Here is a 23,045-nt window from a genome sequence, read left to right as displayed (position 1 = left end):
AAGAATATTTCATGCAAACTCTGGAAATAAGCATCTACGCGCTATCGATCCTGATCTTCCTGGCGCTGGTGTTTGACTTCATGAATGGCTTCCACGACGCGGCCAATGCGATCGCGACCGTGGTGTCGACCGGCGTATTGAAGCCGCAGTCGGCCGTGGCCATGGCAGCCTTCTTCAACTTTGTCGCCATTTTCGTCGTCGGGCTGAAAGTCGCGACCACCATCGGCAAAGGCACCATCGACCCCCATGTGGTTGACCACTATGTGATCTTCGGGGCACTGGTGGGCGCTATCGTGTGGAACCTGATCACGTGGTATTACGGCATTCCATCGTCGTCGTCGCACGCGCTGATCGGCGGCCTGGTGGGCGCCGCCGTCGCCAAGTCCGGCACCGGCGCGCTGATCTCCGGCGGCCTGATCAAGACCGTTACCTTCATCGTGGTGGCGCCGCTGCTGGGCTTCGTGCTGGGCTCGCTGATCATGCTGATCGTGTCGTGGGTCTGCGTACGCTCCACGCCGCGCAAGGTCGATACCTGGTTCCGCCGCCTGCAATTGTTCTCGGCGGCCAGTTACAGCCTGGGCCACGGCGGCAATGACGCGCAAAAAACCATGGGCATCATCTGGATGCTGCTGATCGCTTCGGGCCACGTGGCTGCCGACGCGAAAGCACCGCCGGACTGGGTCATCATCGCCTGCTATGGCGCGATTTCGTTCGGCACGCTGTTCGGTGGCTGGCGTATCGTGAAAACCATGGGCCAGAAGATCACCAAGCTGAAGCCTGTCGGCGGCTTCTGCGCCGAGACCGGCGGCGCCATCACCTTGCTGATGGCCTCGTTCTGGGGCGTGCCGGTTTCCACCACGCACACCATCACGGGCGCGATTGTCGGCGTGGGTTCCTCGCAAAAGATGTCGGCCGTGCGTTGGGGTGTCGCGGGCAACATCGTATGGGCATGGATCTTCACCATTCCCGCGTCGGCCTTCGTGGCGGCGATCGCATGGTGGGTTGGCAAGCACATCATGTAAGCCGATTATTTCGGTAAAGCAAAGGGAGCTGAGGCTCCCTTTTTTCTTGCCTGCTACAATGGCTGGATGTCTGCCTTCACTTCCTTCCTGAACCGGATCAAGCCGGATAATTTCACGCTGGCCCTGCTGGCCGTGGTCGCCATCGCCACGGTGTTGCCGTGCACGGGCCAGGTCGCCGTCGCTTTTGGCAACGTCACGACGGTCGCCATCGGCGCGCTGTTTTTCCTGCACGGCGCCAAACTGCCCCGCGAAGCCATCATTGCCGGCATGACGCACTGGCGCCTGCACCTGACGGTCCTGTGCTTTACCTTCGTGCTGTTCCCGCTGCTGGGCTTGCTGATGAAGCCGCTCGCGCTGGCGGTGCTGACGCCGGAGCTGTACCTCGGCATGTTGTTCCTGTGCATGCTGCCGTCCACCGTGCAATCGTCGATCGCCTTTACCGCCATGGGACGGGGCAATGTGCCGGCCGCCATTTGCAGCGCGTCCGCATCGAATTTCATCGGCATCTTCATCACGCCGCTGCTGGTGTCCGCCTTTGTCATGCAGGGCGCATCGGGCCGCTCGGCCAGCGACGCCGTGCTGGCCATCGTGATCCAGCTGTTGTTGCCGTTTATCGCGGGCCAGTTGCTGCGGGGCTGGATCGGCGCATGGGTCGACCGCCATAAGCCGGTCTTGAAATATGTGGACCAGGGCTCGATCTTGCTGGTGGTGTATACGGCGTTTTCCGAAGCCGTCAGTGAAGGCATCTGGAGCAAGCTGGGCGTGCCGTCGCTGCTGGCATTGGTCGCCGTCTGCTGCGTGTTGCTGGCCGTGGTGCTGTGGCTGACGGGGTACGTCAGCCGCCGCCTGGGTTTTTCACGCGAAGATGAAATTACGATTGTGTTTTGCGGTTCCAAGAAAAGCCTGGCCTCCGGCGTGCCGATGGCCAAGGTGCTGTTTGCCACGTCGTCGCTGGGCATGGTGATCCTGCCGCTGATGCTGTTCCACCAGATCCAGCTGATGGTGTGCGCCGTGCTGGCACAGCGTTTCGGCAGCCGTCCCGAAGGAGAATAAATGCCAAATTTGACCATAGCGCCGGAAGATCCGGGCTCACCCGACGCGGTGCGCCTGATGGCGGAATTGTCGGCCGTGCTGGCGGCCATTACCGGTGACGATGGTTTGTCGTCGTTCGGCCCGGACGACGTGCGCGCGCCGCGTTCGTGCTTCCTGGTGGCGCGCGACGACAAGGGCAGGGCGGTCGGCTGCGGCGCATTGCGTCCGCTCGACGGCGGCGCGGCGGAAATCAAGCGCATGTATGCGGTGCAGGGGGGAGCCGGTGTCGGCGCCGCACTGCTGGCCGCGCTGGAGCGGGAAGCCGATGCGCTGGGTTACCATGTGATCCGCCTGTCGACCCGCATCGTCAATACGCGCGCGGTCTCGTTCTATGAACGGCATGGCTACCGCCTGATCCCGAATTTCGGCCGTTACAAGGGCCGCGACGAGTCGGCCTGCTTTGAAAAACCACTGGTGCGCCACGAATGAGCCGTCTATTTAAAATTGCCGTCCCCGCCGTCGTGCTGGCGGCGGGTGCCTGGCTGTACGCCACGCCTTACCTCGCCGTCAACGGCATGCGCAGCGCCGCCGAAGCGCGCGACGCCGGCCGCCTGTCCGGCTATATCGATTTCCCCGCCGTCAAGGAAAACCTGAAGGGGACGCTGAACGCGAAACTCACGGGCGACGTGCGCCCCAGCGATAACCCGCTGGCGGCCATGGGATCCGCGCTGGGCGCCATGCTGATCAACCCGATGGTCGACCTGTTCGTCACGCCGGAGGCGATCGGGCAAATGATGAAGGGGCAAAAGCCCACCTTGACCGGCACCGGCAATAGCAACGACGGCAAACCCGCCGCCAAGGCGGAAACCCATATGGGTTACGAAGGGGTGAACCGTTTCGTGGTCTCGGTGCGCAAGCAGGGCGACGACGGCGAGCCGGTCGCCATGGTGATGCAGCGCGACGGCCTGGCGACGTGGAAGCTGGTGGCGCTGCGACTGCCGCTGTAATGACTGCGGAATGCGGGCTTACTTGATGCAGACCGCCCGCACCATCTTGATGTCGGTAATCCCCAGCAATACCTTCTCGATCCCGTCCATTTTCAGGGTCAGCATGCCGTCTTCCAGCGCGGCGGCCAGCAACTGGGCCACGCGGGCGTGTTCCTGCAACAGCTTTTTCACCTTGTCGGTGCCCAGCATCAATTCGTGCAAGCCCACGCGGCCCTTGTAGCCGCGGTTGCATTCGTCGCAGCCCACGGCGCGGTACAGCGTGAATTTGCCATCCTTGTCGGCATAGCGGTCGCGCCAGCCCGCCAATACGGCGGCGCGGCCGGCCTTGGCGTCTTTCTTGAACGTTTCCGTGTTCTGCAATTCTTCGCAAAACTCCGTCAGCAGCAATTCCAGTTCGACCTCGGACGGCTGGTAGGCCTGCTTGCAGGTGCCGCACAGGCGCTTGGCCAGGCGCTGCGCCAGGATGCCCAGCAGCGCATCGGCAAAGTTGAACGGGTCCATGCCCATGTCCAGCAGGCGCACGATGGATTCCGGCGCGCTGTTGGTGTGCAGGGTGGCAAACACCAGGTGGCCCGTCAGCGACGCTTCGATGCCCATGCCGACGGTTTCCTTGTCGCGCATTTCGCCCACCATGATGATGTCCGGGTCGGCCCGCAGGAACGCGCGCATCACGGTGGCGAAATCCAGTCCCGCCTTGCGGTTGACCTGCACCTGGCGCAAGCCCTTTTGCGTGATTTCCACCGGATCTTCCGCCGTCCAGATTTTCGTGTCCGGCGTGTTCAGGTAATTCAGCACCGAGTGCAGTGTCGTGGTCTTGCCGGAACCGGTCGGGCCGCAGACAAAGAACAGGCCATAGGGCTTTTCCACGGCCGAGCGCAAACGGTCCAGGTTAAACGGCAGCACGCCCAGTTTATCGAGCGGAATGGGTTCGCCCGCCGCCAGGATACGCATGACGATATCTTCCACGCCGCCGGTGGATGGGATCGTCGCGACCCGCAACTCGATGTCGAGCGGACCGTATTTCTTGAACTTGATCTTGCCGTCCTGCGGCTTGCGGCGCTCGGAAATATCGAGGTCGCACATGATCTTGATGCGCGCCACCAGCGCGCTTCGGTAGGCGTGCGGGATTTCAATGTACGGTACCAGTGTGCCATCCTTGCGGAAGCGGATACCGGTCTTGCCCTTGCCGGGCAGCGGTTCGATGTGGATGTCCGACACGCCCTGGCGGAAAGCATCGACAATGATCTTGTTGACCAGCTTGACCAGCTCGTTCTCAACCGCTTCCGACACCTGTTCCGGTTCGCCGCCATCTTCGTCGTGATCGTCCATGCCGGACAATAGTTCGCCGACGGAACTGCTGTCGCTGGCGGCGCCATAAAACTGGTCGACCGTCTGCTCGAATTCCAGGTTGGTGGTGACGCGGTAGACGATTTTCGAGCGGGGGAAAATCTGGTTGACGATGCGGGTATTGGCCACCTGCTCGGGATCGGTGGCGAGCACCAGCAAGCCATCCTTGTTTTCCTCCAGCGGCAGCCACAGGCACTCTTCCACGTATTGCCGCTTCAGGTTGCGCAGCAATTCGACCGGCCTGATGCGGTCGGACTTATAGGGTTCGTACGGCACGTTGAAATGGCGCGACAGCGCCTGGCCCAGCACGGGCAATTTCACGTGCATTTCCTTGAGCAGGATTTCTTCCACCGGCACGTCATTCTTGCGCGCCGTGCGCGTGGCCATTTCCAGGTCCGCCGTGGAAATCACGGCGTCGGACACCAGGCCGTCATACTTGGTGCGCACATATTGCGGCGGCTTCATGCGCTGGCTGAGCGCCACCGACAAGGTGTCGCACAATTCCTTGACGCCGTCGAGCGCGATTTGCGAGAACGGGCCGCCTTCGCGGTTGTTGATGAACTGCACCACACCCAGCAATTCTTTCGACTGCACCGAAATCAGCGGCGCCACCAGCATTTCCCGCGTGCGGTAGCCTGTGCGCTGGTCGACCCCCTGCTGGAAACGCAAGTCCGGCGACAGCCGTTTCAACTCCCCCTCGTCGTACACGTCGGTAATGTTGACGGTCTTGTGCGTCAGCGCCACGTAGCCGGCGATCGAATGCGGCGTGACGGCCAGCTTCAGGTCGCGGAAGGTGGTCAGCCCGGTCTTGACCTTGGAGACGATGTAATCTTTCTCGTGATCCATTGCGTACAGCGTGAAGCGGTCGCAATTGAACAGGTCGCAAAATTCCATGCCCAGGTCGAGCATGATCTCATCGAGGTTGTTGGTGGCGTGGATTTTGGTGGTTACCGCATGGAGCTTCCTGAAGAACGCCAACCGCAGGTCGACCTCGCTGGGTTTTTGACTGAGATGGCCGGCGTCGTTCATGTGTCCTTGTCGGTTATAGTTCCACTTCCAGGCCTTCGTAGGCCAGGAATACTTCCAGGCCTGGCGGAATCATGGACGCATGGCGCGCCATCACTTCCGCGAACACGGCTTCCAGCTCGTCGTCGCTGCGGGTGGGTTCGTGGTGCGTGCAATACAGCCGCTTGGCCCCGGCCTTGATGGCCATCGCCAGCGCCGAATCGAACGTGCCATGACCCCAGCCTTGCTTGGCCGGATATTCTTCGCGCGTGTAAGAGCAGTCTACTATCAATGCGGTGACGCCGCGCACCTTGTCTTCAATCGCGCGCACCCGCTCTTCGATGTGCTGCTGGTACGACGCGTGGTCCGGATGATCTTCCGGGTAAATGTTGTAGTGCGGCTCGTGGTCGCCCGTGAAAAACACGGACTTGCCGTTGCAATCGATGCGGTAGCCCAGGTCGATGACGGGATGGTTCATCACCACGTTCGATACCTGTGCATCGCCCACCATGATGGCTTCGTCCAGGGCCAGCGTGCGGTATTCAATGGTGGCGTCCATCTGCGTTTCGCTGACGGGGAAATAACTGTTTTGCAGCTGCACGCCCATCACGTGTTCGATGCCGTTGCCGGTGTCCGGATCGGTGGTGCCATGCAGGCGCACGCGGCTGCCCTTGATGAACAGGGGCGTAAAGAAGGGCAGGCCATGAATATGGTCCCAATGGCTGTGGGTAATGAAGATATTGGCCTGGACCGGCACTTTCTTTTGGGCGATCAGCGACTGCGCCAGCGCGAAGATGCCGGTACCGCCATCGATCACGATCAGCGTATCGTCATCGCTGCGCACCTCGATGCAGGTGGTATTGCCACCGTAGCGCGCGGTGCGTGGTCCGGGAGAGGGAATGGAACCCCGAACCCCCCAAAATTTGAATTTCATGCTCTAAGCCCCTAACCATTCTTATTCTTTCGTACTTGCCGGATTTCATCTTCATGGTTGAACAGGCAAGTGACGGTCAGCATCGATGATAGCCTTTTTTTCATGAAATCTGGGCCAAAAGTTGCGAAATTGAAGTGGAAACCCTTACGGACGCACCAGAAACGGCGTTTCCGTGCAATTCCAATGTACAGTGGGCAGCACGGGAGCTAAACTGTCAATAATTACGTCTGGGCATCAAAACAAACCATGCAAGAGCTGAACCATACCCAAATTGCGCAGAGGCTGGACCAGCTGACGGAGTTGAGCGTGGCGCTGGGCGCCAGCTACAACACGGATGAGCTGTTGGAGCGCATCCTGATGGTGGCCAAAAGCATGACGCATGCGGATGGCGGCACGCTGTACCGCCCCAGCGATGACGGGCGCAGCCTGTGCTTCCACATTTCCGTCAACGATACGCTCGGCATCCGCCAGGGCGGCGCGCACGGCGACAAGATCGACATCCCCGCCGTACCCCTGTATGACGAGCATGGCGACAAGAACCTGGCCTCCGTAGCCGCATATTCGGCTAACTTCCGGTTGTCCGTCAATATCGAGGATGTGTATCAGGCGGACGTTTTCAACTTTTCCGGCATGCGCATGTTCGACCAGCAGCGCGGCTACCATTCGCAATCGTTCCTGACGGTGCCGATGGCCGACCACGAAGGCGAGCTGGTTGGCGTGCTGCAACTGATCAATGCGAAAGACCCGGTGACGGGCGCCATCCTGGCGTTCACGCCCACCGACCAGCGCTTTATCGAAGCGCTGGCGGCGCAGGCGGCCGTCGCCATCACCAACCAGCGCCTGATCCTGCAACTGGAAGAATTGCTGGAATCGCTGGTGAACCTGATTAACATCGGCATCGATGAAAAGTCGCCGTACACGGGCCGCCACTGCCAGTTTGTGCCGGAATTGACGATGATGCTGGCCGAGGCCGTGCACAACGCCGAAACCGGCCCGCTGGCCGATTTCCGCATGACGGACGCGGACCGCAAGGAATTGTGGCTGGCCGGTCTGCTGCACGATTGCGGCAAGATCACCACGCCGGTGCACGTGGTCGACAAGGCCACCAAGCTGGAAACCATTTTCGACCGCATCCACATGGTGTCGGCGCGCTTCGAAGTGCTGATGCGCGATGCGGAAATCCGTGCGCTGAAAGCCAAGCTGGCCGGCGGCGACCATGCCGCCATCGATGCGCAACTGGCGGAAGAACTGGCGCAACTGGAAGCGGACCGCCAGTTCCTGCGCATGGCCAACATCGGCGGCGAAGGGATGAAGCCGGACGACCAGGAACGGGTGCGCCAGCTGGCGAAAATGCGCTGGCTCGGCCCCATCGTGCAGAAAAAGGAACCGGGCGGCGAAGAGCCGCCGTTCGTGCGCGAGGAACAGGATTTCCTGACGCAGGAGGAAGTCGACAACCTGACCATCCGCTTCGGTACGCTGACCGATCCGGAACGCAAGGAAATCAACAATCACATCGTGATGACGATCCGCATGCTGGAGTCGCTGCCGTGGCCGAAGCATTTGCAGAACGTGCCGGAATACGCGGGCGGCCACCACGAACGCATGGACGGCAAGGGCTATCCGCGCGGGCTGACCAAAGACCAGATGTCGGTGCAGGCGCGCATCATGGCGATTGCCGACATCTTCGAAGCGCTGATGGCGCGCGACCGCCCGTACAAGAAGGGCAAGATGATGTCCGAAGCGATGCGCATCCTGGGCAACTTCAGCCTCAACGGCCATATCGACCCGGACTTGTTCGACATCTTCGTGCGGCAAAAGGTGTATCTGGCCTTCGCCCACAAGAACGTCGATGAGCGGCAGATCGATCATATCGACGAATCGAAAATCCCCGGCTATACCCCCTGATCTTGCTGCTTGCTAGGAGCTGGCGTGCCCCTGAAAATTCCCGGATTCGCGGACAAGGCAGCCAAGGCGCTGCAAAAATACTACCAGCGCTGGTTGCTGGGGCTGGCGCTGACAGTCCTGGCCTGCGCCTACCTCACCAATGATTTGCCGTCGGAGACGCTGGACCGCATGGAAACGTCCGTGGCGGACTTGCGCATGCGGCTGGAAAAGCCCGAGTTCGATCCCCGGGTCGTCATTGTCGACATCGACAGTAAAAGCCTGACGGAAGTGGGGCGTTTCCCGTGGAGCCGCAACCACGTCGCCGACCTGGTGCGCCAGTTGACGGAAAAGTACAAAGTCGGCGCCATCGGCTTCGACGTTTCCTTCCCTGAACCGGACACCAGTTCCGGCTTCGATGTGCTGCAACAGCTGGCGCAGCGGGAATTGAAGCAGGTGCCCGGACTGGACAAACAGTTGCAACGCCTGCAACCGGCCATGGACTATGATGGCTTGCTGGCTGGCGCCATGAAAGACCAGCCGGTGGTGCTGGGCTATAACCTGTCCGGCACGGAAAAAAAAGGCGTGCTGCCGGGGCCGGCCTTCACCGAAGAAGTCCTGAACGGGCGCGAACTGACCGCATTTGAAACCACCGGCTACGAAGCCAATATCGAGCGCTTGCAGGATGCCGCCGCCACTGCCGGCAGTTTTACCGTGAACCCGGACCGCGACGGCGTGGTGCGCAGTACGGCGCTGCTGCAAAAGGTCGACAAGGGCTATTACATGACGTTGTCGCTGGCGACGGTGGCCACGGCCATTGGCGCCACGGCGATCAATCCGCTGTTTGATACCACCGTCGATACGCTGTCCGCCAGCCAGAAAGCTGCCGGCGGCGTCGACAGGATCGCTGTGTTCAGCCCGGAAGGCAACCGCATGATTCCGGTTGGCGAAGGCTTGACGACCACGGTGCAATTCCGCGGCAAGGGTGGCCCGGACGGTGGCGCCTTCCGTTACGTGTCGGCAGTCGATGTGATCAAGGGCAGGGTGCCGCAGGAATTCCTCGAGGGCGCCATCGTGCTGGTGGGTACCACGGCGCCTGGCTTGAACGACTTGCGGGCAACCCCCGTCAACGCGGAATATCCGGGGGTGGAAATCCACGCCAATGTCGTCAAATCCATCCTCGACGACCAGTTCAAGGTACGCCCGGCGGACGCCGTACCGATGGAGCTGGCCCTGGCGCTGCTGGTCGGCCTGGTCCTGACCTTTGCCTTGCCCGCACTGTCGCCGGTCTGGTCGGTATTGCTGTCGCTGGCGGTGATGGGCGCTGCGGCGGGGGCCAACTTTTATGCATATAGCCACCTCGACACGGTCCTGAAGGTGGCCGTGATCCTGCTGCTGGCCGCCGCCCTGTTCATCTTCAACGTGGCCTGGGGCTACTTCTTCGAAGTGCGCCGGGGCCGCGCGCTGGTGTCCCGTTTCGGCGAATACGTGGCGCCGGAACTGGTGGCGGAGATGGCGGAAGACCCGGAAAAATACAACATGGATGGCGAAAGCCGCGAACTGACGGTGATGTTCGTCGACGTGCGGGGTTTTACGACGATTTCCGAAGGCTTGACGCCGAAACAGCTGCGTGAATACATCAACCTGTACCTGACGGCGATGTCGACCGACATCCGCGATTATTACCGGGGCACGCTGGACAAGTACATCGGCGACGCCGTGATGGCGTTCTGGGGCGCGCCCGTCGCATTCCCGGACCACGCCAGCCGTGGCGTGGCCACCGCGCTGAAAATGCAGGAAAGCGCCCACAAACTCAATGACGATTTCATCAAGCGCGGCTGGCCGGAGCTGAAAATCGGTATCGGCCTCAATTCCGGCCCGATGCACGTGGGCGACATGGGTTCGGAAATCCGCCGCGCGTACACGGTGATGGGCGACGCGGTCAACCTGGGTTCGCGCCTGGAAGGCATCACCAAGGTCTATGGGGTCGGGATTTGCGTGGGCGAAGTGACGCGCCACGCCGCCACGGAATTCGCCTACCGCGAGCTGGACCTGGTGAAAGTCAAGGGCAAGAACGAACCGGTGGCGATTTTCGAGCCCGTTTGCCTGGACAAGGATTTAACGGAAGCCGACCGGACTGAAATCGGCCGCTGGCATGAAGCGCTGGCGCTGGTGCGCAAGCAGCAGTGGGACGCCGCCCAGGCCATGCTGGAAGAACTCAATGCCGCCCATGCGCGGGGCCTGTACACGCTGTACCTGGAGCGGATCGCGGTCTACCGCGAGCATCCGCCGGGCGACGACTGGGATGGCGTGACCAAGTTTGAAACCAAATAGCAGGCTGCTATCAAAGTGTCTCCCGCCTGCATCAGCGCGCCCGAAAGTTGCGGACTTCACTGATAAATCGGACTAAACTTAAAGTAACAACCATTTCTTATTAGCTAAATTATCAAACGGCTATGGGCGGTGGTTGGCGCTGCTGTCCGGAGGCATCATGAGATGTCGTTTTGTGCACTTGCTGGCTGCAACGGCCCTTGCCGCTGCTGCGGGCACGGCATACGCGGACCCGCAGGATGACAAGGCGAATGTCAAAGGCGAGGCGGTGCTGGACAACAGCGACAGCAAGGTGCGGGCCGGCGTCCAGCTGGGCTATTCATTCCCGTTGTCCGGTCTGGCGCGGCGCGGCGATACGCTCGATGTGTATGGCAGCTGGTCGCAGGCCGGCGCGCGCCATGACGGCTATAGCGGCGTGGGCGGAGCAGGCCGGACGGGCGCCACGGCGGGCATGGGCGGGGCAGGCAATACCGCCGGCGGCGACGTGGGCCTGTGGCCCGGACCGCTGGACAATCCCGGTAAAGGGGCGGCGGTCGGCGTGCGCTGGAACCAGATGCTGGCGTCCGGCGGTGGTTATGAATCGCGGTTCAGCCTGGGCGCGGATCTGCGCGGTTACCGCGCCAACGGTCCGCTGCAGGAAGTGGAACCGGGCAACGATGTGACGGTCACGCCGCTCAGCGTGAATGTCAGCGGCAACTGGACCTTGGACGAGGGGACCGTGAGCGGATCTGTCACCTTGCTGCACAATATCGGCGCACCGCGCGGCCACCAGGATGACATTGCACGCCTGCGCCCCGGCGCCAGCGCGAATTACAGCGTGTTGCGGCTGGCCGCGCAATTGACGCGCGAACTCCCCAGCGATTTCCAGGTACGGGCCGGCGTGCGGGGCCAATATACGAGCGACGTGCTGTTGCCGGGCGAGCAGTTCGGCGCGGGCGGCGCCGGCGGCGGTTTGCTGGTGCGCGGCTTTAATGACCGCGCGCTGGCGCGCGACAGTGGCCTGGCCGCGCACGTGGAGCTGTATTCGCCGGAGTTGTGCGGCGAATACGTCCGCTGGCGTTGCCGGGCGCTGGTGTTTTACGACAAAGGCTATTTCCGCAGCAACCGCGACTTGCCCGGCGAATTGCGCAGCAATACCGTGCGCAGTATCGGCGTCGGCGTACGCATGAACATCTACAAGAACGTCGACCTGCAAGTGGACTATGGCCGCGTGGTCAAGTCCAGCATCGTTCCGCAAGAAGACAAGAACCGCCTGCACGTGCGCATCGGCATGCGCTGGTGATCCCGCCACAGCAAATAAGGAAGGCAAGATGAACCTCCATCCCGTCCATCACGGACTGCGCCGCAAAGTGCTCGCTGTCCTGATCGCCGCCTGCTATACCTCCGCTGACGCCAATCCCACCGCCCCGCAAGTGATCGCAGGACAGGCCAGCTTCCAGCAAAGTGGCAACCTGTTTTCCATTACGAACACGCCGAACGCCATCATCAATTGGCAAAGCTTTTCCATCGCGCCCAATGAAATCACGCGCTTCATTCAGCAAAACGCGGACAGCCGGGTCCTGAACCGCATCACGGGGCAGGATCCCAGCCGCATCCTCGGCGCGCTGCAATCGAACGGCCACGTCTACCTGATCAATCCGAATGGCATCATGTTCGGCAAGGATGCCCGGGTCGACGTGAATGGCCTGGTGGCGTCGTCGCTGGCGCTGTCCGATACAGATTTCCTGGCAGGGCGCAACCGCTTCAGCGGGGTCAATGCCGGCAAGGTGTCGAACGAAGGCGCGATCACGACGCCGGGCGGCGGCCGCGTGTTCCTGGTCGGTTCCAGCGTCGAGAACAGTGGCGTGATCACGTCGCCGCAGGGCGACGTGGTGCTGGCGGCGGGCCACACGGTACAACTGGTCGATTCCAGCGACCCCTCGGTGCACGTGGTGGTGTCGGCGCCCGCCGACCAGGCGTTGAACCTGGGGCAGGTGCTGGCCTCGGGCGGGCGGGTCGGCATCTACGGCGCGCTGGTCAACCAGCGCGGCAAGGTCAGTGCGGACAGCGCGGTGCGGGGTGAAAACGGCAAGATCGTGCTGAAGGCTTCCGGCACCACCTTGCTGGAAAAAGGCTCCACCACCAGCGCCGTCAACAGCGCGGGGCAGGGCGGCGACATCCGCTTGCTGGGCCAGCGGGTCGGCTTGATGGACGATGCGCAGGTCGACGCCAGCGGCGACGCCGGCGGCGGCCAGGTTTTGATCGGCGGCGGTTATCAGGGCAAGGATGCGTCGGTGCCGAACGCGCAGCAAACGTATATCGGCGACCAGGCGCAGGTCCGTTCCGACGCGCTGGGCAAGGGAGCCGGCGGGCGCATCATCGCGTGGGGCGATAACGCCACGCGGGTGTACGGCAGCCTGTCGGCGCGCGGCGGCGCGCAGGGCGGCGACGGCGGCCTGATCGAAACCTCGGGCCACTATCTCGACATGCAGGGCAGCGCCGATACCCGGGCGCCTCTCGGTAAAACCGGCCAGCTGTTGCTGGATCCGACCAGTATTACGATCGACAATGAATCGTTCGGCAACGTGACATTGAACAGCAACCAGTTTGCCGAGAGCGGCACCAGCACCAGCAGTGGACTGGACGTAGGGCGGCTGACGGCGGCGCTGGCCAACAACAACATCACAGTGACGACCACCAGCAGCGCCAGCGGCACCGGTACGCTGACGGTATCGTATCCATTCTCGTGGAGCAGTTCGAACAGCCTGACCCTGCTGGCCGATTCCAATATCGCCATCAATGCCGCCGTTTCCGGCAGCAATGCCGCGTTGAACCTGACGTCGACCGGCGGTTCGATTTCGCAATCGGCCGCCATCACGGCCGCATCGGTCACGGCATCGGCCGCGGCCGGCAGTATTTCGCTGAACCACACATCGAACAGCATCAGCGGCAACGTCGCGGCCTCGGCATCCGGCAATGTCCTGCTGGTCGCGCAGACGCTCAGCACGGGCGCGGTGACGTCGTCGGGCGGCGGCATCATCCAGGCCAGCAGCTCGTCCGGCGCGCTGAACATCAATGGCAACATGAGCAGCAATGGCGGCGCCATCACGTTGCAGTCCGCTTACGGCAACGGCATCGTGACGGGCAGCAGCACGGCCATTTCCAGCGGCGGCGGCCTGATCATCCTGCAAGGCGATAACATGAATTTGCAGGGTACGGTCAGCGCCGGCGCGGGCGGCATTTCCGCCGTCGCGCGCAGCACCAGCCAGGCGCTGCACCTGGGGGGCACGGAAGCCGATTCCGCCAATACGCTGGCGCTCAGCGAAGCGGAAATCCAGCGCCTGTCGACCACCGGCGCGCTGACCTTCACCCATACCGGCTCCACCGGCAGTCCGGACGTGGAAGTCAATGCACTGAACACCACAACGTCGCATCCAACCGGCGCGCTGAACATCGTGGCCAGCGGCGATGCCGACATCAAGGTGCTGGGCAGCGTCGCGGCCAGTGGCAACCTGGTGCTGGCGACGACCGACACCACGGATGCCCGCATTACCGTGGACGGTACGCTGACCTCCGCCGCCAGCGTGGTCATGACCGCCGGGAAGATGACCATCAACCAGAACATCACCGGCAACGTGGTCGGCATTATTTCCAATAATTCCATCGATTTGGGCGCGTCCAGTGAAACGTCCGGCGTGCTGAATATTCCCACGTCGTCGATGTCGCGTTTCGTCACGAATAATCTCAGCTTCACCGTCAGCAGCAATAATGCGTCGGGCGACATCACCATCAGCCAGCCGCTGAGCTGGGGCGCCCATTTATTCCTGACGGCGGAAGACCAGTTCATCGTGCCGTCGTCCGTCTCGGTGACGGGCCAGCTCTACCTGGGTAACGGCCAGTGGGTGCAAAATGCCGCTTCGCTGCCGTCGCTGAGCCTGGGGCAGATGAAGCTCGATAGCGCGGGTTTCACCCGCGTGCTGGGTGGCGACGGTTCCAGCGGGTCACCGTACCAGATCACGGACGTGTACGGCTTGCAGGGCGCGGGATCGGCCAGCTACACGGACAATTTCATCCTGGCCAATAACATCGATGCCTCGTCCACGTCGAACTGGAATGCCGGCAAGGGTTTTGCACCGCTCGGCAGCACCAATGCCTATGCGGGCATTTTCGATGGCAACAATAAAACCATCTCGGGATTGACCATCAGCCGCGCCAGCGAAGATGCGGTCGGCCTGTTCGGACTCGTGGGCGCCGGCACCGTGAAAAACCTGGCGATGACGGGCGGCTCCATCACGGGCGGACAGCAGACCGGCGCCGTGGTGGGCAATATCACAGGCAGCAGCGGCGGCGTGATTTCCGGCGTCACCAGCAGCGTGCCCGTTTCCGGCGTCTTTGCAGTGGGCGGGCTGGTCGGCAGGGCTGACCAGGGCACGATCACGGGATCGTCCGCGACCGGCGCCGTCACGGCATCCGGCTCGTCCAGCCTGGCCAAGGCCGGCGGGCTGGTCGGGTATAACGCCGGCGGCGCCATCACGAAGTCGTTTGCCACCGGGGCTGTCACCACCGCGGCGGACGTGGCGGGCGGGCTGGTTGGCTACAATGCCGGCTCGGTCACGAAATCGTATGCCACCGGCAGTGTCACGGGCGGCGGGTACGTGGGGGGACTGGTCGGTTATAACACCGGCACCGTCACGGACACCTTTGCCAATGGCAGTGTGAGCGCTTCCTCCACGGACAGTGGCGCGACCCATGCGAATCTGGGCGGGCTGGCCGGCACGTCGACGGGCACGCTGGGCACGTCGTACAGTACGGGCGCCCTGAGCGCCGGCAGCTTTACCCAGGTGCATGGTTCGGTCGGGAATAACAGTGGCACAGCCACCAGCCTGTACTGGAATAATGAGCAGAGTGGCGCCGGGGGAACCGATCCCGCCGCCACGGGCCGCACGACGGCGCAGCTGAAACAGCAGTCGAATTACACTGGCTTCAATTTCAGCACCACGTGGCAACTGTATGACGGCAGCACCACGGCCATGCTGCGCGACTTCCTGGTGCCGCTCTCGATCACGCTGACGGGCGGCACCATCAGTAAAACCTATGACGGCAATGCGCAAGCGTTTGACCCGACGCCGGCATACAGCGGCTTCACCAGCGGCGACTCGTCGTCCAGCCTGAGCGGCACGCTGGGCTGGGGCACCAGCGGCGCGCTGCATGCGGGAACGTATTCGCCGGGCGGCCTGTCGTCGACCAAGTACGACATCAGCTACACGGGCGCGTCGTCGTCGCTGACGATTGCGCAGCGTCCGGTAACGGCCGTGTTCAGCGGCAGCAAAGTGTATGACGCGACCACGTCGCTGGCGTCGCCAACCTTCACCATCAACAATGTGATCACGGCCGACGCATCGAACCTGTCCATGTCGGGTTCCGTGTCGTTTGCGGACAAGAATGTCGGCGCGTCCAAGCCGCTCAGCGCCAGTGTCTCGCTGACGGGTTCCGCGGCATCCGATTACACGCTGTCGAGCACGTCGGGCACCGGCACCATCACGGCCGCACCGCTGACCGTCAGCGGCTTGCTGGGCGTGAACCGTGTATACGACGGCACCACGGCCGCCACCCTCAACACGTCGTCCGCCACGCTGTGCTGCAAGGCCGGCAGCGACAATGTCACCGTCAGCTACACGCCCGGCTTCACCACGTTTGCCAATAAAAATGTCGGGACCGCGAAAAACATCACGATCGGCAATTCCGCCTTCTCGCTGGGCGGTACTGACGCCGGCAATTACTCGCTGACCCTGCCGACCATCACCGCCGACATCACGCCGGCGGCGCTGACGGTCAGCGGCCTGTCCGGCGTCTCGCGCGTGTATGACGCCACCACGACGGCCGCCGTGAGCGGCACGCCATCCATTTCCGGCAAGATCGGCTCCGACGTCGTCAGCGTCGCCAGCGTCGGCACCGGCACCTTTACCGATAAAAATGTCGGCACGGGCAAGGGCATCACCTTGCCAGGCTCGGCCTTCACCCTGACCGGCGCCGACAGCGGCAACTACAGTGTCTCGGCGCCCACCGGCCTGACCGCCAACGTCACGGCGGCCACCCTGACCGCCAGCGGCGTGACCGCCGTCAGCCGCACCTACGACACCACCACCACCGCGACACTGTCCGGCACCCCCGTGCTGTCGGGCATCATCACGGTCGGCAGCACGACGGACGATGTCAGCGCCAGCCCCACGCTGGGCAACGGGTCGTTTGCCGACAAAAACGTCGGAACCGGCAAGACAGTCACCGCGCCGGGCAGCGTGATCACGCTGCTGGGCGCCGATGCCGGCAATTACACGGTGTCGGCGCTGACCGGGCTGACGGCCGACATCAGCAAGGCAACGTTGACGGTGTCGGGCCTGACCGCCGGCAGCCGCACCTACAACATGCTGACGTCGGCATCGACCAGCGGCGGTTCGCTGGCCGGCATCCTGGGCAGCGACGTGGTGACCATGGGCGCCGTCACGGCGAACTTCGACAGCAAGGATGTCGGCACCGGCAAGACCGTCACCGTGTCCGGCGTGGCGACCAGCGGCGCCGATGCCGGCAACTACAGCGTGACGATGCCGACCGGACTCACCGCCAACATTACGCCCGCCATCCTGACGGTCAGCGGCATGACGGCCAACAGCCGCGTATATGACGCCATGACGGCCGCCACCACGACGGGCGGTACGCTGGCGGGCATCCTGGGCAGTGAAAATGTGCTGATGGGGACGGTGAGTGCCGACTTCGCGGACAAGAACGTCGGTACCGGCAAGTCCGTGACGGTGTCGTCGGTGGCGCTGACGGGAACCGACGCCGGCAATTACTCGGTCACGCCGCCGACCGGGCTGACGGCCGCCATCACGGCCGCCGGATTGACGGTGACCGGGATCACCGGCACGTCGCGCGCCTATAACGGCGGCACGTCCGTCACGCTGGCCGGCACACCGCTGCTGTCCGGCGTGCTGGGCAGCGATACCGTGACGCTGAATTCGTCGATCGGCACCGGCAATTTTGCCGATAAAAACGTTGGCACCGCCAAAGCCATCACCATCCCGAACGGTGCACTGAGCATCACGGGCACGGATGCCGCCAATTACACGCTGACCATTCCCACCAATGTCACGGCCGATATCACGGCGGCGCAGGTGACCGTGTCCGGCCTGACGGCCACCAACCGCGTTTACAACGCCGGCACCAGCGTAGCGACGTCGGGTGGCTCGCTGCTGGGCGTCATCGAAGGCGAACTGGTCAACATGGGCACGGTGACAGCCGCCTTCGCGGATAAAAACGTGGGCACGGCCAAGCCGGTCACCGTGTCGCAAGTGGCGCTGACGGGAGCCGATGCGGGCAACTATACGGTGGTCCCACCCACGGGACTGACCGCCAACGTGACGGCTGCGCCGCTGACGGTGTCCGGCATCGCGGGCCTGACCCGCGTCTACGACGGCACCACCGGCGCCAATACCAGCGGCGGCACCTTGTCGGGCGCCTTTGGCGGCGACTCGGTGGCGCTGGGCGCCGTCACCGCTTCGTTTGCCGACAAGAACGTCGGCACGCTCAAGCCGGTGACGGTGAGTGCCGTCAGCCTGACCGGCACGGATGCCACCAACTACACGGTGACGGTGCCGACCGGCTTGACCGCCGCCATCACGCCGGCCACGCTGACCATGCCGGGCATTACCGGCGTCGCCAGGCAATACGACGGCACGACGGCCGCCACCACCACCGGCGGCACGCTGACAGGCGTGATCGGCAGCGACGTGGTCAGCGCCGGCGCCTTTACGGCCAGCTACGCGGACAAGAATGTCGGCACGGCCAAGCCGCTGACCCTGACCACCATCGCGCTGTCGGGCACGGATGCGGCGAATTACACGCTGACGCAGCCAACCGGCGTCACGGCCGACATCACGCAGCGGCCGCTGTCGACGTGGGTGGGCGGCGTGGACCTGCTCTGGACCACCGCCAACAACTGGTCGGGCGGCGTCGCGCCGGATGGCGCCAATGTGGCCGCCGCCGTCCTGCCGCTGGCAAGCGGCGACGTGGTGCTGGCCAGCGGTTCCGTCACGCTCGATACGCTGACCGTCACCGGCGGCCAGAAGCTGCAAATGAGCGGCGGCGCACTGACCCTGGGGACGAGCGCCAGCCACACGTCGAATATCGCCGGCCTTGCGCTGGGCAGCGGCACCGTCAACGTGGTGGGGACGCTCAATGGCACGACCTACGTCCAGGTGGGCGGTGCGCTGGGCGGCAGCGGCAATGTCTCGTTCAACAGCTTCGCCCAGGGCGGCGGCACGGTCAGCGGCCTGAATTCGGTGACCGTGACGACAAACTGGTCGCAAAGCGGCGGCACGTTCTCGATTCCCGGTTCGCTGTCGATTTCGCAGAACACGGGCAGCCTGGTCATGAAAGCCACGACGGCGCAGACCGGCATGACGCTCGATGTGACGGAAGGCGGCGGCATCTTCCAGAATGGCCCGCTGGTGACCAATTCGCTGAACACCAGTTCGCAAACGGGCGTCACGCTGACCGATACGGGCAACCAGATCAAGGCCTATACCGGTACCAACACGAGTTCAGGAGGTATTTCGCTGGTCAATACCACCGGCAGCAATGCGTTGGTGCTGGGCCCGGTCAGCAGCACCAATGGCGGCATCACCGTCGACAATACCGGGGCGGGCGGCATCAGCGTCACCGGCGCGCTGAGCGCGCCATCGGGCGCCATCAGCCTGACGGCGCACAGCCCGATCAATGTGTCGGCGGCCATCAATGCCGACAGCATCGCGCTGGACGCCAGCACCAATATTTCGCTGGCGTCGGGGTCGTCGCTGTCCGCCGTGCATAATATTTCGATGGATGCCGGCACCGGCATCGCCCTTGATGGTTCGATTTCCAGCACGTCGGGTTCCGTGGCGATGACCGCCGACACCGGCGATATCGTGGCGGGCGGCAGCGCCAGCATCAACAGCCCCGGTGGCGTGACTATTACCACTGTCACCGGTTCCGTGACGGCGGCAAGCTCGATCTTCGCCAGCGGCACCAGTCCGACCATTGTCGATGCGGCGGCGGCGGCAGCGGCCAAAGCCGCCGCCGACGAAGCCGCGGCGAAAGCGGCAGCCGATGCGGCGGCGAAGAAAGCGGCGGAAGAAGCCGCCGCCAAGGCAGCGGCCGATGCGGCAGCGAAAAAAGCCGCGGAAGAAGCGGCTGCCAAGGCTGCAGCGGATGCAGCGGCGCAAAAGGCTGCGGAAGAAGCTGCCGCCAAGGCCGCGGCGGAAGCCGCCGCGAAGAAAGCTGCCGAGGAAGCCGCCGCGAAAGCGGCAGCCGAAGCGGCCGCGAAGAAAGCCGCCGAGGAAGCCGCCGCGAAGGCGGCAGCGGAAGCGGCCGCGAAGAAAGCCGCCGAAGAAGCCGCGGCGAAAGCGGCAGCCGAAGCGGCGGCCAAGGCAGCTGAAGAAGCCGCGGCGAAAGCAGCGGCCGAAGCGGCAGCCAAGGCAGCGGAAGAGGCCGCAGCCAAGGCAGCAGCCGAAGCAGCGGCCAAGGCGGCGGAAGAAGCGGCGGCCAAGGCAGCGGCGGAAGCGGCGGCCAAGGCGGCAGCCGAAGCGGCGGCCAAGAAAGCGGCGGAAGAAGCGGCGGCCAAGGCAGCGGCTGACGCGGCGGCCAAGGCGGCGGCCGATGCGGCGGCGAAGAAAGCGGCAGAGGAAGCAGCCGCCAAGGCAGCAGCGGAAGCGGCGGCAAAAGCGCAGCAGACCAAGGAGGCGGAACCGGTCCGCGAAGCGATCAATACCGCCGTGAACCTGATCAATACCACGGTCAATAACGTGGCCGACACCACGCCCGCGCAAACCGCCACCGGCGGCGGCACGGGCGGCGGCGCCGCGGCCACGGCCAGTTCGTCGTCGAGCTCGTCTTCCGACAGCAGCAAGTCGGAGGGCGAATCGAAGAAAGAGGAGAAAAAGGATGGCGTGGCACCGCAGGACAGCGCACCCAAGAAAGAAGAGCCAACCCGCAAGATGTATTGCAACTGAGTATATTGCAAGCGGGCCTCTTGCAATGGCGGTGCTGGCGCTGGCGGCCGCCATCCCCGCGCAGGGCGCGACCGTGGCCGGCACGGTGACGCAACTGAGCGGTGCGGCCACGGCCAGCCGGCCCGATGGCGTGGTGCGTCAACTGGCGCTGAAATCGGAAGTGGCCAGCGGCGAAGTGCTGACCACCGCGCGGGACAGTTATGCGATGGTGAAGTTCATCGACGACAGCGAAGTGGTGCTGAAACCGGTTACCACGCTGGCGATCGACCATTTTGTCTTCGAGCATGGCAAGCCGGCTGACGACAGCGCGGGCTTGCGCCTGCTGCGGGGCGGCATGCGGTCGGTGACAGGCTTGCTGGGCAAGCGCAACAAGGAAAAATTCACGCTGCACACCCCCAGTGCGACCATCGGCATCCGTGGCACAACTTTTTTTCTTGAATACCTGACGGGAGGTACCGACGGCGCCGCCGCCAGCCCGCTGGACCCGGGCTTGCACGTCTATGTCAGCGAGGGCGGCATTTCGCTGACCAACCAGGCGGGCTTCTTTCAATATGACCCGGGCCAGTACGGCTACATCAGGGATGACAAGACCAAGCCCGCGAAGATGTTCGCCAACCCGGGCATGCGGTTTGACTTACCACCCGCATTCGGCGCCAGCGGATTACCGGAAGCCAAACCCTGATTGCGCTTTGCCGGGTGGCGTGAAATTATTTCAAAAAGGCATTATTTGTTGTTTCTGTGATAGCATTCCATTGTGCTACGTCAAGTTACGCCTTCACGGAATTTGTCTCATACAGTTGCAAAATTTCCTTTTGCAGGACGCAACAGGCCGCTACTGAGTAATAATTCCATACAGCACAAGAACAACCCCACGAGCCGATACATGAAACGACAACTAGCGCGCTTATTTGCAGGTTCCCTCCTGGCTGCCGCCGTCAGCACCGCCTGGGCGGCAGAACCGGACGACGGCGTGATCCGTTTTGAGATCACGCGGTTTACCGTCATCGGCAATACCCTGTTGCCGCAAGCGGAAGTCGACAGCGCGCTGGCGCCATTCGCCGGCCCGCGGCGCGATTTCGGCGACGTGCAGCGCGCGCTGGAAGCGCTGGAAGCCGTGTATCACGCGCACGGCTACAACATCGTCACCGTCGAGTTGCCGGAACAGGAACTGGACAAGGGCGTGGTGCAGCTGAAAGTGGTGGAAACGAAGATCGGCCGCATCAAGGTCAGCGGCAACCAGTATTTTGACGAAGCCAATGTGCGGCGCGCCTTGCCCCATCTGCAGGAAGGCAAGACGCCGGACTTGAAGAAAGTGTCGGCGGGCCTGAGGCTGGCCAATGACAGCCCTGCGCGCAAGATCGCATTGAAGCTGCAAAGCAGCGAAGAAGATGGCGAAGTCGACGCGGCGCTGGACGTGACGGATGAAAATCCATGGAAAGCCATGCTCAACGTGGACAATACCGGTACCGATTCGACCGGCAAAACCCACATCGGCGTCGTGCTGCAGCATGCCAACCTGTGGGGCCTGGACCATGTGGCCAGCCTGCAGTACACCACCACGGCGGAGAAGCCGAGCCAGGTCAAAGTGTATGGCCTGGGCTACCACATTCCGCTGTACAGCCTGGGCGACGCGATCGACTTGTTCGCCAGCTATTCGAACGTGGATTCAGGCACGGTGACGGCCGGCGTGCTGAGCCTGGCGGTCAGCGGCAAGGGCGCCGTCTATGGCGCGCGCTACACGCACAACATGGCCAAGCGGGGCGACCTGGAATCGCGGCTGATCTACGGCCTCGATTACAAGGCGTTCAAGAACAATGTGACGTTCCTCGGCACCCAGCTGGGCAACGACGTGACCGTGCATCCGCTGTCCGTCAACTATGTGGCCAACTGGGCCAAGAACGGCACCGACCTGGGCGGCTCGGTCACCTTGATCCATAACATTCCTGGCGGCGACAAGGGCGGTTCGGACGACTTCGAGCGCGCCCGGGCGGGCGCCAAGGCGCGCTATACGGCGCTGCGCCTGTCGGGCAGCTATGGCCGTTCGCTGGCCAGCGACTGGCAATTGCGCGCCATCGTCAATGCGCAGTTGACGGCGGATGCGCTGATTCCCGGCGAACAGTTCGGCGGCGGCGGCGCGGGTTCCGTGCGCGGGTTTGCCGAACGTGAAATTTCCAACGACAGCGGCGTGGGCGCCAACCTGGAAGCCTATACACCGGATTTCTGCAATTCGGACCGCTGGCAGTGCCGTGTGCTCGGCTTTTACGACATGGCATACGTAAAACGCAACCATGCCCTGGCTGGCGAATTGACCAGCACCACGATCGGCAGCACCGGCCTCGGCCTGCGCGTGCTGATGGGCAGTTCCTTCAACCTGCAGCTCGACTACGGCCATGTGGTGCAGGCCGGCGCGACGGGCCGCAATGGCGCCAACCGCTTGCACGTGCGATTGGGCCTCGCTTACTAG

At 63.3% G+C, this 23,045-nt stretch carries 12 protein-coding genes; 10 read left to right on the top strand and 2 right to left on the bottom strand.

Annotation, left to right across the window (positions count from 1 at the left end):
• The first annotated feature begins 11 nt into the window (after positions 1–11).
• From GJ700_RS25070 to GJ700_RS25055, 4 genes are all read left to right on the top strand, one after another.
• Complete coding sequence (locus GJ700_RS25070) at positions 12–1,022, top strand: inorganic phosphate transporter (protein ID WP_154379085.1); 1,011 nt, start codon at positions 12–14, stop codon at positions 1,020–1,022.
• Positions 1,023–1,088: 66 nt separating this feature from the next.
• Positions 1,089–2,075 carry a bile acid:sodium symporter family protein gene (locus GJ700_RS25065; RefSeq protein WP_154379083.1) on the top strand — a complete coding sequence of 329 codons (987 nt, stop codon included), beginning with the start codon at positions 1,089–1,091 and terminating at the stop codon, positions 2,073–2,075.
• Complete coding sequence (locus GJ700_RS25060; RefSeq protein WP_154379081.1) at positions 2,076–2,543, top strand: GNAT family N-acetyltransferase; 468 nt, start codon at positions 2,076–2,078, stop codon at positions 2,541–2,543.
• Complete coding sequence (locus GJ700_RS25055) at positions 2,540–3,061, top strand: DUF2939 domain-containing protein (RefSeq protein WP_154379079.1); 522 nt, start codon at positions 2,540–2,542, stop codon at positions 3,059–3,061. Before GJ700_RS25060 ends, GJ700_RS25055 begins: the two co-directional genes overlap by 4 nt.
• A gap of 18 nt (positions 3,062–3,079) precedes the next feature.
• Here the strand turns inward: GJ700_RS25055 and GJ700_RS25050 are convergent, their stop codons facing one another.
• Together GJ700_RS25050 and GJ700_RS25045 are read right to left on the bottom strand one after the other, a co-directional pair.
• Positions 3,080–5,437: a GspE/PulE family protein gene (locus tag GJ700_RS25050; RefSeq protein ID WP_154379077.1), complete on the bottom strand. Its 2,358-nt coding sequence runs from the start codon at positions 5,435–5,437 to the stop codon at positions 3,080–3,082.
• Between the two features lie 13 nt (positions 5,438–5,450).
• Complete coding sequence (locus GJ700_RS25045) at positions 5,451–6,347, bottom strand: MBL fold metallo-hydrolase (RefSeq protein WP_154379075.1); 897 nt, start codon at positions 6,345–6,347, stop codon at positions 5,451–5,453.
• Between the two features lie 246 nt (positions 6,348–6,593).
• Between GJ700_RS25045 and GJ700_RS25040 the strand changes: the two genes are divergently transcribed.
• From GJ700_RS25040 to GJ700_RS25015, 6 genes are all read left to right on the top strand, one after another.
• A complete protein-coding gene (locus tag GJ700_RS25040) occupies positions 6,594–8,252 on the top strand; it encodes an HD domain-containing phosphohydrolase (protein WP_154379073.1) in 1,659 nt (552 codons plus the stop codon).
• Positions 8,253–8,276: 24 nt separating this feature from the next.
• Complete coding sequence (locus GJ700_RS25035; RefSeq protein WP_371868117.1) at positions 8,277–10,562, top strand: CHASE2 domain-containing protein; 2,286 nt, start codon at positions 8,277–8,279, stop codon at positions 10,560–10,562.
• 157 nt (positions 10,563–10,719) lie between these two features.
• Positions 10,720–11,841: a ShlB/FhaC/HecB family hemolysin secretion/activation protein gene (locus GJ700_RS25030; protein WP_154379071.1), complete on the top strand. Its 1,122-nt coding sequence runs from the start codon at positions 10,720–10,722 to the stop codon at positions 11,839–11,841.
• Between the two features lie 28 nt (positions 11,842–11,869).
• Positions 11,870–20,581, top strand: a complete 8,712-nt coding sequence (locus GJ700_RS25025; RefSeq protein ID WP_195764011.1) for a beta strand repeat-containing protein — start codon at positions 11,870–11,872, stop codon at positions 20,579–20,581.
• A 25-nt stretch (positions 20,582–20,606) separates the two neighbouring features.
• Complete coding sequence (locus GJ700_RS25020; RefSeq protein ID WP_154379067.1) at positions 20,607–21,263, top strand: FecR family protein; 657 nt, start codon at positions 20,607–20,609, stop codon at positions 21,261–21,263.
• A gap of 201 nt (positions 21,264–21,464) precedes the next feature.
• Complete coding sequence (locus tag GJ700_RS25015) at positions 21,465–23,045, top strand: ShlB/FhaC/HecB family hemolysin secretion/activation protein (protein WP_154379065.1); 1,581 nt, start codon at positions 21,465–21,467, stop codon at positions 23,043–23,045.

Source organism: Pseudoduganella rivuli (assembly GCF_009674485.1).
GTDB classification, from domain to species: domain Bacteria; phylum Pseudomonadota; class Gammaproteobacteria; order Burkholderiales; family Burkholderiaceae_D; genus Rugamonas; species Rugamonas rivuli_B.
The sequence above is the reverse complement of the archived record's forward strand: the minus strand, read 5'-3'. Positions and strand labels throughout refer to the sequence as shown.

Coding starts and splice junctions, on each gene's coding strand:
- GJ700_RS25025 (WP_195764011.1), top strand. CDS start 11,870: ATGAACCTCCATCCCGTCCATCACGGACTGCGCCGCAAAGTGCTCGCT.
- GJ700_RS25030 (WP_154379071.1), top strand. CDS start 10,720: ATGAGATGTCGTTTTGTGCACTTGCTGGCTGCAACGGCCCTTGCCGCT.
- GJ700_RS25060 (WP_154379081.1), top strand. CDS start 2,076: ATGCCAAATTTGACCATAGCGCCGGAAGATCCGGGCTCACCCGACGCG.
- GJ700_RS25070 (WP_154379085.1), top strand. CDS start 12: ATGCAAACTCTGGAAATAAGCATCTACGCGCTATCGATCCTGATCTTC.
- GJ700_RS25065 (WP_154379083.1), top strand. CDS start 1,089: ATGTCTGCCTTCACTTCCTTCCTGAACCGGATCAAGCCGGATAATTTC.
- GJ700_RS25015 (WP_154379065.1), top strand. CDS start 21,465: ATGAAACGACAACTAGCGCGCTTATTTGCAGGTTCCCTCCTGGCTGCC.
- GJ700_RS25040 (WP_154379073.1), top strand. CDS start 6,594: ATGCAAGAGCTGAACCATACCCAAATTGCGCAGAGGCTGGACCAGCTG.
- GJ700_RS25055 (WP_154379079.1), top strand. CDS start 2,540: ATGAGCCGTCTATTTAAAATTGCCGTCCCCGCCGTCGTGCTGGCGGCG.
- GJ700_RS25020 (WP_154379067.1), top strand. CDS start 20,607: ATGGCGGTGCTGGCGCTGGCGGCCGCCATCCCCGCGCAGGGCGCGACC.
- GJ700_RS25050 (WP_154379077.1), bottom strand. CDS start 5,437: ATGAACGACGCCGGCCATCTCAGTCAAAAACCCAGCGAGGTCGACCTG.
- GJ700_RS25045 (WP_154379075.1), bottom strand. CDS start 6,347: ATGAAATTCAAATTTTGGGGGGTTCGGGGTTCCATTCCCTCTCCCGGA.